Origin of the sequence: Burkholderia sp. LMU1-1-1.1, assembly GCF_040675865.1 — a bacterium.
GTDB lineage: Bacteria > Pseudomonadota > Gammaproteobacteria > Burkholderiales > Burkholderiaceae_D > Rugamonas.
In genome coordinates, this window is record NZ_JBEGHG010000009.1 from 181899 (window position 1) to 192777 (window position 10879).

At 63.2% G+C, this 10879-nt stretch carries 12 protein-coding genes; 7 read left to right on the forward strand and 5 right to left on the reverse strand.

The annotated features are described in order from the left end of the window. Positions 1 to 11: 11 nt before the first annotated feature. The 4 genes from MRBLMU1_RS10440 to MRBLMU1_RS10455 all read right to left on the reverse strand — a co-directional run bounded on the left by MRBLMU1_RS10440 (position 12) and on the right by MRBLMU1_RS10455 (position 3353). Positions 12 to 704 (reverse strand): methionine ABC transporter permease, encoded by a 693-nt coding sequence (locus tag MRBLMU1_RS10440; protein ID WP_363500608.1) that lies wholly within the window; start codon positions 702 to 704, stop codon positions 12 to 14. Then, positions 697 to 1527 carry a methionine ABC transporter ATP-binding protein gene (locus tag MRBLMU1_RS10445; RefSeq protein ID WP_363500611.1) on the reverse strand — a complete coding sequence of 277 codons (831 nt, stop codon included), beginning with the start codon at positions 1525 to 1527 and terminating at the stop codon, positions 697 to 699. Before MRBLMU1_RS10445 ends, MRBLMU1_RS10440 begins: the two co-directional genes overlap by 8 nt. Positions 1528 to 1535: 8 nt before the next feature. Further along, positions 1536 to 2744 (reverse strand): acyl-CoA dehydrogenase family protein, encoded by a 1209-nt coding sequence (locus MRBLMU1_RS10450; protein WP_363500614.1) that lies wholly within the window; start codon positions 2742 to 2744, stop codon positions 1536 to 1538. Between the two features lie 108 nt (positions 2745 to 2852). Next, positions 2853 to 3353 (reverse strand): prolyl-tRNA synthetase associated domain-containing protein, encoded by a 501-nt coding sequence (locus MRBLMU1_RS10455; RefSeq protein WP_363500617.1) that lies wholly within the window; start codon positions 3351 to 3353, stop codon positions 2853 to 2855. Positions 3354 to 3517: 164 nt separating this feature from the next. Between MRBLMU1_RS10455 and ssuE the strand changes: the two genes are divergently transcribed. From ssuE to MRBLMU1_RS10490, 7 genes are all read left to right on the forward strand, one after another. Then, on the forward strand, positions 3518 to 4105 hold the full coding sequence (ssuE, locus tag MRBLMU1_RS10460; protein WP_363500620.1) for an NADPH-dependent FMN reductase: 588 nt from the start codon (positions 3518 to 3520) through the stop codon (positions 4103 to 4105). A gap of 22 nt (positions 4106 to 4127) precedes the next feature. Continuing rightward, the gene (locus tag MRBLMU1_RS10465; protein WP_414646057.1) at positions 4128 to 5120 is read left to right on the forward strand and encodes a sulfonate ABC transporter substrate-binding protein; all 993 of its coding nucleotides are present in this window, start codon (positions 4128 to 4130) and stop codon (positions 5118 to 5120) included. A gap of 22 nt (positions 5121 to 5142) precedes the next feature. Next, positions 5143 to 6285, forward strand: coding sequence for an FMNH2-dependent alkanesulfonate monooxygenase (ssuD, locus tag MRBLMU1_RS10470; RefSeq protein WP_363500653.1), 1143 nt, complete (start codon positions 5143 to 5145; stop codon positions 6283 to 6285). A gap of 1 nt (position 6286) precedes the next feature. Further along, the gene (gene ssuC, locus MRBLMU1_RS10475; RefSeq protein ID WP_363500623.1) at positions 6287 to 7123 is read left to right on the forward strand and encodes an aliphatic sulfonate ABC transporter permease SsuC; all 837 of its coding nucleotides are present in this window, start codon (positions 6287 to 6289) and stop codon (positions 7121 to 7123) included. Positions 7124 to 7151: 28 nt separating this feature from the next. Beyond that, positions 7152 to 7964, forward strand: coding sequence for an ATP-binding cassette domain-containing protein (locus MRBLMU1_RS10480; RefSeq protein ID WP_363500626.1), 813 nt, complete (start codon positions 7152 to 7154; stop codon positions 7962 to 7964). Between the two features lie 332 nt (positions 7965 to 8296). Then, positions 8297 to 8863, forward strand: a complete 567-nt coding sequence (locus MRBLMU1_RS10485; protein WP_363500629.1) for a YceI family protein — start codon at positions 8297 to 8299, stop codon at positions 8861 to 8863. A gap of 91 nt (positions 8864 to 8954) precedes the next feature. After that, positions 8955 to 10730, forward strand: coding sequence for an amidohydrolase (locus MRBLMU1_RS10490; RefSeq protein ID WP_363500632.1), 1776 nt, complete (start codon positions 8955 to 8957; stop codon positions 10728 to 10730). A 63-nt stretch (positions 10731 to 10793) separates the two neighbouring features. Here the strand turns inward: MRBLMU1_RS10490 and MRBLMU1_RS10495 are convergent. Continuing rightward, positions 10794 to 10879, reverse strand: an 86-nt coding sequence (locus tag MRBLMU1_RS10495) for an integrase core domain-containing protein (protein ID WP_161052062.1), incomplete at its 5' end; no start/stop codon positions are given.

Genomic DNA, 10879 nt, shown 5'->3' on the forward strand with positions numbered 1-10879 from the left:
ATTGTTTTCCTCTAGCGTTTATCGATACGTTTGGCGATGCGGTTGCCGGTGAACTGGATCAGCTGCACCATGACGATCAGGATGGCGACGGTGGCGACCATGATGTCGGTTTCGAAGCGGTAGTAGCCGTAGCGGATCGCCAGGTCGCCGATGCCGCCGCCGCCCACCACGCCGGCCACGGCGGAATAGGACAGGAAGCTGATCGACAGTACGGTGAGTGCCAGAACGAGTCCGGAGCGCGCTTCGACCAGCAGCACGCGCAGCACGATCTGCAGTTCCGACGCGCCCATCGCATGCGCCGCCTCGACGACGCCGCGCGGCACTTCGCGCAGGTTCTGCTCCACCATGCGGGCGAAGTAGGGGATGGCGGCGAACGACAGCGGCACTGCGGCCGCCAGCGGTCCGATCGAGGTGCCGGCGATGATGCGGGTGAACGGCACCAGCGCCACCAGCAGGATGATGAAGGGGAAGGAGCGCACCGTATTGACGAACCAGCCCAGCACCAGCGCGGCGGGACGGTTTTGCAGCGACTGGCCGTCGGCGACCAGGAACAGCAGGATGCCGAGCGGGCCGCCGATCAGCACCGCCGCCGACAGGCCGATGCCCAGCATCGTCAAGGTCTGGCCCAGGGCGGTCCACATTTCGGGCAGCATGGCGATGATGTTGACGGCCGACACGCTAAGGGCGCTGATGGATTCAAACATGGGCGCTCTCCCGGCTGGCCGCGATGGCGCGCGAGGCGGCATCGGCGATACCCAAGGCGGCCGCGCCGTGCTGCGCCAGCTCGCGGCCCAGCGCCGTTTTGCGCGGGACCGTCAGACTGGCCGCGTCGTCCAGCGCGAATTGTTCGGCGATGGCGCCGTCCTCGATGACGGCGACGCGGTTGCAGATTTCGCCGATCACCGACAACTCGTGGCTGACGATCACGATGGTGACGCCCAGTCTGTGGTTGATGTCGCGCAGCGTGGAGAGGAGGGCGCGCGTGGTCTCGGCGTCCAGCGCGGAAGTCGGCTCGTCGCACAGCAGAACGGCCGGTCCGCTGGCCAGAGCGCGGGCGATGGCGACGCGCTGTTTCTGGCCACCGGAAAGCTGCGCCGGATAGCTGGCCGACTTTCCGCCCAATTCGACCAGCTCCAGGCATTGGTTGACGCGGGCGGTAATGCGTTCGGCCGTCAGCCCGCCGTGGATGCGCAAGGGGAAGGCGACGTTGTCGAACACGCTGGCGTTCTGCAGCAGATTAAACTGCTGGAAGATCATGCCGATGTTGCGACGGGCGTCGCGCAGATCGCGCTTGTTCAATGACGTCAGCTCGCGGCCATCGACTTCGATCAGGCCCTGGTCGGGGCGTTCGAGCAGGTTGATGAGGCGTAGCAGCGTGGATTTGCCGGCGCCGCTCTTGCCGATCAAGCCGAAGATGTCGCCCGGGTCTACCGACAGCGAGACGTCGCGCACGGCGTGGAACGCGCCGCCATCGGGCAGCGCGAAGGTTTTGCTCGCGTGGGTAATGTTAATCAATGGAGTCGTCATCAGCGATATCAGGAGTAGGCGGTTGGTTCGGGTATGGTGTCATCCAACGCGTAGCGTCCGAGATCGCGGATCTTGTAATCGACCGGGTCGTGCAGGGTGTGGACGCGGACGTTGCGCCAGAATCTGTCGTAGCCGTAGCGGGCGGAGGTCGAGCGGGCGCCCGTCAATTCGAACATCTGGTTGCTGACGTCGATGCCGGCGGTGTGGGCCAGCACCTTGGCCTCGGCCACGGCGACGGCCAGTTCGCCGCGCTGGCGGGCGGTGACCGCGCTCCCCAGCCGGGACAGCCGGTCCAGTTCCCGCGCCGCGTGGTCGGCCAGCACCGCGGCAGGGCGCAGCTTGAGCCACAACTGGCCGAAACGGTGCTGTATCAGCGGATCGGCGGCGGCCGACGCCGCGCCGGAGGCGAACCATGGCCGCGCCTCGTTCAATATATAGGCCCGCGCCGCCTCGAAGGCGCCTTCGCCGATGCCGAGGTAAAGATTAGCCATGATCAGCTGCGCGATCTGCGAGCGCAAGGTCGCCCTCGCGGTCGGCGTATGGCCCGGCGCCTGCAGCACTTGCGTCGACGGCAGCGCGACCTGGTTGAAGTGGACGTTGCCGCTGTCGGTCTGGCGCTGGCCGAAGGCGTCCCAGTCGGCTTGAACGGACACGCCTTCCTGGCGCGTCGGCAGCACACCGATCAAGGCGGTTTCAGTCTCCGCATGCCAGGCCGAGATGGTCAGCCAGTCGGAGCCCACGGAGCCGGACGAAAAACTCTTGACGCCATCGAGCACGAAGCCATAATCGGCCTCCACCGCCGTGGTGCGGCGGTCCAGCGGATTGAGCGCGTTACCCCAGAAAAGATTCTGCTCCACGGTCTGCGTCAGGAAGCGGCGTTGCTGCTGCGGCGTGCCATACAGGTCGACGCCCGCCAGTTGCAGATAGTGGAAGCCGAGTACATGTGCCAGCGCGCTGTCGGCGCGGGCCACGATGCGTATCACCTGGTAGACCGTCGGCCAGTCCGCGCCCTGGCCGCCGAAAGCGGTGGGGATGGATAGTGTGAGCAGGCCGGAGTCGCGTATCCATTCGCGCTCCTGCGCGGCATGGCCGCCGGCCTGGTCGCGGGCGTTGGCTGTTTCCGCCAGTCGTTTCGCCAGATCGGTGGCGACGTCCAGCGGGTCCGGTGCCGCGTCCTGTGCCGGATGCGCCGCCGTTTTGAGTAAAGCTTTAGACATGGTATGTCCGTTTGAGGGTATCGGTGCCGTCAGTATTGCACCCGCGCCCTTAAGCCGTACACGAAGAAATCCGGCTTTCCTTATGCGGAAAATTGTCTATGAGTCGAGTCAGGATGTCAGCTGGCCTGGAACCTCCAGTACGCGCGGCAGATGACCGGTGTACTCCAGGAACCGTTCCAGCGTCTCGTGGCTCATGGATACCGTGGCCGTGTTGCGCAGCGGATGCGCCTGGACGGCCGCGGCGTCCCACACCGCCTTGTCGATCACCGCTTCCACCGCGCCGTCGCTGTCGTTGATCAGCGCGAGGATGCTGACCGACCCGGGCATGACACCCAGGTGCTTCATTAGCCGCTCCGGCGAAGCCATGCCGAGTTTTGTCGATGGCAGCACGCGTGCCAGTTCGGAAAGGTCGATACGCTTATTGAATGGAACGATGATCAGGAAGTGCCTTTTTCCGCCGGCATCGCGCGCGAAGATGTTCTTGGTCATCAAGCCAGGCATCGAGGGGGCGGCGGCGAGCGCCTCTTCGATCGTGTGCACAGGCGGATGTTCGGCCAAGTGATATGCGATATCGGTTTGGTCCAGCCAGTGAAGTAGTGTTCTTTCCATTTCAGGTCCTGAAACTATGGTGTAGATGGGGTGGAAGAAATTCAATTTACCTTATTTGAAAAAATCATGGAACGTAATCCGAATATCAAAGTGTAAAACTATTCGTTTTGATTTCAATGATGCGCATCTATTCTGGTCGCCACAACATCAATAGGGACCAGAGCATGAGCATTCTTCTTTTAGGCGGCAGCCCTGCGGCGACATCGAGCACCGGCCGTTTGCTGGATCATGTCGGCGAAAAACTGGCCTTGCACGGCCATCGCTATACCAAACTACAAGTGCGCGACCTGCCGCCACAGTCGCTGCTGCATGCCGATACGTCGGACCTGGCGATCAAGCGCGCGCTGGCCGCCGTCGCAGCCGCCGATGCCGTGGTGATCGCCACGCCGGTTTACAAGGCTTCCTTCACCGGCATTCTGAAAGCCTTCCTCGACCTGCTGCCGCAGGATGGCCTGGCCGGCAAGCTGGTGCTGCCCCTGGCCACCGGCGGTAGCCAGTCGCACATGCTGGCGCTGGACTACGCGCTGCGGCCGGTGCTGCACGCGCTGGACGCGCGCCACGTGCTGACCAGCGTCTACGCCACTTCGCAACAACTGGTCTGGGTCGAGGGCTCCGGGCTGGCGCTGGATCAGGCGATTTCCTGGCGGGTGCAAGCCGGTGTCGAGGCCTTGGCTGCAGGCTTGAACGCGCTCAGTGGCCGCATCGGCGACAGCTATGTTGTGCAGGCCGAACCGGTGCGCCTGGCGAGCTAAGTAGATTTTCAAGGAAGAATTCATGAGCATAGAACAAAAACGCGCCGCGCGCCGCTACACATTGGGTCTGTTGTTCGCCGCCGGCGTGATGGCGGCGGGCGCGCCGACCGTCGCCTCGGCGCAGGCCAAGCCGGAGGCGCAGACACTTCGGATCGGCTATCAGAAATACGGCACCCTGACCCTGCTGAAAGGACGCGGGACGTTGGAACAGCGACTGGCGGCCAAAAACATCACCGTCAAATGGACCGAATTCCCGGCCGGGCCGCAACTGCTGGAGGGCTTGAACGTCGGCAGCGTCGATTTCGGCACCGTTGGCGAAGCGCCGCCGATCTTCGCGCAGGCGGCCGGCGCCAACCTGGTTTATGTCGGCAACGAGCCGCCGTCGCCCGCCAGCGAGGCGATCGTGGTGCCGAAGGATTCGAAGATCCGCAGCCTGGCCGAGTTGAAAGGCAAGAAGGTCGCGCTGAACAAGGGCTCGAACGTGCACTACCTGCTGGTCAAGGCGCTGGAGAAGGCGGGCATCGGCTACAAGGAAATCGATACCGTCTTCCTGCCACCGGCCGACGCGCGCGCCGCGTTTGAGCGCGGCAGTGTCGATGCGTGGGCGATTTGGGATCCATTCCTGGCCGCCGCCGAGAAGCAGTTGGGCGCGCGCGTCCTGGCCGATGGCAAAGGCCTGGTCGCCAACCACCAGTTCTATCTGGCCGCGCGTCCGTATGCGGAGAAGAACCAGGAAGTGGTCCGCATCGTGATCGAGGAAATCGCCAAGGTGGACGAATGGGGCGCCAAGAATCCGAAGGAAGTCGCCACCATCCTGTCGGCGCAGACCGGGCTCGATACGGAAGTAGTGGCGCTGGCGGCCTCCCGCTACGCCTACGGCGTCAAGCCGATCACCGCCGACGTGCTGCAACAGCAGCAAAAGCTGGCCGACGCCTTCTCCAGTCTCAAACTGATCCCGAAACCTATCGTGGTCAAGGACGCACAACTGCCGGCCAAACAGCTGGCGGCGCAATAAAGGAATCGAGTACATCATGTCTTTGAATATCTTCTGGTTCATCCCGACTCACGGCGACAGCCGCTACCTCGGCACCTCGAAGGGCGCTCGCCCGGTCGATGCCGACTATCTGAAACAGTGCGCGGTCGCCGCCGACACGCTGGGCTACGACGGCGTGTTGCTGCCTACAGGCCGTTCCTGCGAGGACGCCTGGGTGGTCGCCTCGTCGCTGATCAGCGTCACGCAAAAGCTCAAGTTCCTGGTCGCCATCCGGCCCGGCCTCACCACGCCCGGCCTGGCGGTACGCATGGCCGCCACCTTCGACCGTTTGTCCAATGGCCGGCTGCTGATCAATGTCGTCACCGGTGGCGACCAGGGTGAGTTGGAGGCCGACGGCCTGTACGCCGACCACGCCAAGCGCTATGAGATATCGGATGAATTCATCCGCGTCTGGCGCGCGTCGCTGGCGGGCGAGGGCGGCGATGCCGGCTACGATTTCGAAGGCAAGCATATCAAGGTCAAGGGCGCCAAGACGCTGTATCCGGCGGTGCAGAAGCCGTATCCGCCGCTGTACTTCGGCGGCTCGTCCGAGCCGGCGCACGAACTGGCGGCCGAACAGATGGACGTCTACCTGAGCTGGGGCGAACCGCCGGCCGCCGTCGCTGAGAAGATCGCCGACATCCGCGCGCGCGCCGCCAAGCATGGCCGCACCGTGAAGTTCGGCATCCGCCTGCACGTGATCGTCCGCGAGACCAACGAAGCCGCGTGGCGCGCCGCCGATGAACTGATCAGCCATCTGGACGACGACATCATCGCCAAGGCGCAGGCGGCGTTCGGCAAAATGGATTCGGTGGGGCAGCAGCGCATGGCCGCCCTGCACGGCGGCCGCCGCGACAAACTGGAAGTCTCGCCCAACCTGTGGGCCGGCGTGGGCCTGGTGCGCGGCGGCGCCGGCACGGCGCTGGTGGGCGATCCCGAGACGGTGGTCGCGCGCATCCAGGAATACGCCGACCTGGGGATCGATACCTTCATCTTTTCCGGTTACCCGCATCTGGAGGAGTCGTACCGCTTCGCCGAGCTGGTGTTCCCGTTGCTGGGCAAAGGCAAGGCCGTGGGCGAACAGTCGCTGAGCGGACCTTTCGGCGAAGTGATGGCCAGCGATATCGTGCCGAAGAAGGCGGCTTGAGATGGCGGCCGTCTTACCACAACCTTTGGTCAAGAGCACCCGCACGCCCGTGCGTAAAAGTAGCGGCGGTGCTGGTGGCCGGCAGCGGAGCAGCGCGTTCGCGCCATGGATATTGCCGGTGCTGCTGATCGCCGGTTGGCAGACTGCTTCGCAACTGGGCTGGCTGTCGAGCCGCATCCTGCCGGAGCCGTGGGCTGTCGCCAAGGCCTTCTGGACGCTGGCGGTATCGGGCGAACTGTGGGTGCACCTTCGCACCAGTTTGTGGCGCGCCATCAGCGGCTTCGCCATCGGCGCGGGACTGGGTCTGGCCCTTGGCCTGTTGACGGGCAGCTTCCGCCGCGCCGAAACGCTGCTCGACACCACGCTGCAAATGGTGCGCAACATCCCGGCGCTGGCGCTGATACCGTTGGTGATCCTGTGGTTCGGCATCGACGAAACCGCGAAGCTGTTCCTGCTGGCGGTGGGCGTGTTCTTCCCCGTGTATCTGAACACTTTCCACGGCATCCGCTCGGCCGACCAGGGGTTGATCGAGATGGCGCGCAGTTACGGCTTGTCCGGCTGGCCGCTGTACCGCGACGTGATCCTGCCGGCCGCGCTGCCGTCAATCTTGGTGGGCGTGCGTTTTTCGCTGGGCCTCGTGTGGGTGCTGCTGATCGTGGCCGAGACGATTTCGGCGCAAGCGGGCATCGGCTACATGACGATGAACGCCCGCGAGTTCCTGCAAACGGATGTGGTGCTGGTCGGGATACTGTTATATGCGTTGTTGGGCAAGGCCGCCGACCTGCTGTCGCGTGGCCTGGAAAAGCGCTTCCTGCGCTGGAACCCCGCCTACCGTTGATTTGATGGAGTAAGTTGGAGCAAATGAGATGAACATTTCGACCGCGTTATTCGATGTCCCCGGTCTGTCCAGGGCGAGCAAGCAAAGCACGCCGCCGCCGGCGCCGGCCAAGCGCCAGGGCGTGTCGCTGGCGCTGGAAGGCTTGAGCAAGTCCTTCGGCGAGCGCGAGGTGTTGAAGGATGTGCGGCTGGAGCTGCATCCCGGCGAGTTTGTCGCGGTGGTGGGGCGCAGCGGTTGCGGCAAGAGCACCCTGCTGCGGGCGATCGCGGGATTGGAGACGGCCGACGAGGGCAGCATCGCGATCGGCAAGGGCGCCATCGGGGCCAGCATCCGCATCATGTTCCAGGAGGCGCGCCTGTTGCCTTGGAAGACGGTGCTGGAGAATGTGGCGCTTGGGTTGCCGCGATCGTTGAATGCGGCGGCGGCGACCTTGTCGACGGTGGGGCTGGCCGAACGCGCCGACGATTGGCCGGCGGAGCTGTCGGGTGGCCAGCGGCAGCGCGTGGCGCTGGCGCGGGCTTTGCTGCATGAGCCGCAGTTGCTGTTGCTGGACGAGCCGCTCGGGGCGCTGGATGCGTTGACGCGCATCGAGATGCAGCAGTTGATCGAGGCGTTGTGGTTGCAGCGCGGGTTCACGGCGGTGCTGGTGACGCACGATGTGCAGGAGGCGCTGGCCCTGGCCGATCGTGTGGTGCTGATCGAGGATGGCCGCATCACGCTGGATTTGAAGGTGGATCTGCCGCGTCCACGGGCGAGGGGCAACGCCGCCTTCGCGGCGCTTGAGCAGCGGTTGTTAAGTAGTATCCTGCATCATCCGGCGGCACAGGCGGCCGCAGCATAATTCTGGAGACACGTAGGGCGGATTAGGCGGAACGCCGTAATCGGCCATGTATGCGTCGCTGGCGGCTCACACATGGCCGATTACGCTTCGCTAATCCGCCCTACGTGTTTCCGCGAGTTCCATGTGTTTCCGTTCCTCCCTCCGTCTTTTGGCGGATTCGCATCCCGCCAAACTCCGCTATGATCGATTTTATCGATAGTAACGCGGTAAATTTTTCGTTTTACAACTTTAGATGTCGCGAGCATAATCGTTCGCACTCGGGAACATTAACGGGCTGACAAAACCAGCCCCGTCGCGTTCTCATCCGTATGTCAACATTCTGGAGTTCTACAATGAAAAAAATCTTTGCCCTGCTGGTCGCCGCTGGTATCTCGATGTCCGCCTTTGCCGCGCCGGAGACCTTCTCTTCCGACGCCAACCACACCTTCTCGAGCTTCACGTACAGCCACTTCGGCTACTCGCTGCAGACGAGCCGCTTCAACAACACCAGCGCCAAGATCACGATCGACCGCGCCGCCAAGACCGGCTCGGTGGAAGCGACCATCGACACCAAATCAGTCGATACCGGCTCGAAACTGTTCGACCAGCACATCCAGGGCGAGGATTTCCTCGACACCGCCAAGTTCCCGACCATCACCTACAAGTCGACCAAGGTCAACTTCAAGGGCGACGCGCCGTCCACCATCGACGGCAACCTGACCATCAAGGGCGTCACCAAACCGGTGACCCTGACCGTGACCGGTTTTAAATGCGCCGACCACCCGATGATGAAGAAACTGGCTTGCGGCGCCAACGCCACCGCCACCATCAAGCGTACCGAATTTAACGCAGGCAAATACGCACCGAACGTCGGCGACGACGTGACCCTGACCTTCGCGGTCGAAGCCATCAAGGACTAATCGAACCGGGCTCGCTCGATTCGTTGGCCTGTGATGTGGGTCGGCGCGGTATTCGTACCGCGCCGGCCCATTATTTTTTAGGAGTAGTACGATGAAATTGAAGCAGCTCGCTTTTGCAGTCACCCTGATCCACGCCGCCGGCTTGTCCACCTTGGCGCAGGCGGCCACGGATCTGATCATCACCAACGGCAAGATCGCCACGATGACGAAAGAGGGCGCGTTCGCCCAGGCGCTCGCCATCAAGGACGGCAAGATCGAGGCCGTCGGCAGCAATGCCAGCATCCTCAAACTCAAATCGGCCAACACCCAGCTGATCGACGCCGGCGGCAAGACCGTCATTCCCGGCCTTAACGATTCCCACCTGCACATCATCCGCGAGGGCTTGAACTACAACGCCGAACTGCGCTGGGATGGCGTGACGTCGCTGAAGAAGGCGCTGCAGATGCTCAAGGAGCAGGCCGCGCGCACGCCGGACGGCGCCTGGATCAAGGTCGTCGGCGGCTGGAACGAATTCCAGTTCGAGGAAAAGCGCTTGCCGACATTGGCGGAAATCAACGAGGCGGTGCCGGACAAACCGGTGTTCCTGCTGTACCTGTACGGCCTGGGTTTCCTCAATCAGAAGGGCATCGCCACCCTGGGTTACAACGCCGACACCAAGTACAAGGACGGCGTGGTCGAGCTGGGCGCGGACGGCAAGCCGACCGGCCTGTTGATCGCCAAGCCGAACGCGATGATCCTGTACACCACCCTGGCCAAGACCAACGTGCTGCCGCGCGAGCAGCAGATCAACTCCACGCAGCAGTATTACAACGAGTTGAACCGGCTCGGCGTGACCAGCGCCATCGATGCCGGCGGCGGTGGACAGGCCTATCCGGACGATTACGCGGTCAGCCTGGAGCTGGCCAAGAACGGCAAGTTGACGGTACGCACTTCCTATTACCTGTTCGCGCAAAAGCCGGGCAAGGAGCTGGAAGACTACCAGCGCTGGCTGACGCAGACCAAGCCGGACAAGAACGATCACCTGTTCTACGCCAACGGCTACAACACCGAGGGCGGCGGCGAGAACCTGGTGTGGAGCGCGGCCGATTTCGAAAACTTCCTGGAGCCGCGCCCGAACATGCCGGCGCAGATGGAAAGCGAACTGGAGCCGGTGCTGCGCCTGCTGATCAAGAACCGCTGGCCGTTCCGCATCCACGCGACCTATGACGAGAGCATCGACCGCGATCTGGCCGTGATCGAAAAGGTCAACAAGGATACGCCGCTGAACGGCCTGCGCTGGTTCTTCGACCACGCCGAGACCATCAGCGACAAGCAACTGGCGCGCGTGAAGGCGCTGGGCGGCGGTATCGCCGTGCAGAACCGCATGTACTTCCAGGGCGAGCTGTATTGGAAGCAGTACGGCGCCCAGACCCGTCAGATGCCGCCGATCAAGAAGATGCTGGAGATGAAGATTCCTGTCGGCTTGGGGACGGATGGTACGCGCGTTAGTAGTTATGGGCCGTGGCCGTCGATCTACTGGGCGGTGACGGGCAAGACGGCGGGCGGTCTGAGCCTGTGGCAACCGGGCGATGTGCTGAGCCGCTACCAGGCGCTGAAGCTGATGACGCAGGGCAGTGCGTGGATGAGCGGCGAGGAAAAACTCAAGGGTACCCTCGCCAAGGGCCAGTATGCCGACGTGGTGATTTTGCCGCAGGATTATTTCTCGATGGATGTCGAGAAGATCAAGAACCTGGAGAGCAGCCTGACCATCGTCAACGGCAAGGTGGTGTACGCGGCGCCGGAGTACAAGCAATTGGCGCCGGCCGTACCCGACGTGCAGCCGGAGTGGAGCCCCGTCAAATATTACGGCGGTTATCAAAACAAATAACCGGTAGTCGAACTAATATGGGGCGGTAATCCCCCCATTAATGATGCGCACCAGAAGTAGAGGCTATGCGGCGAGGGCCAATTTCTGAATCGGCGTAATGCCGCCGAGTGCCATGTGTGGCCGGTCGTGATTGTATGTCCATAACCAGC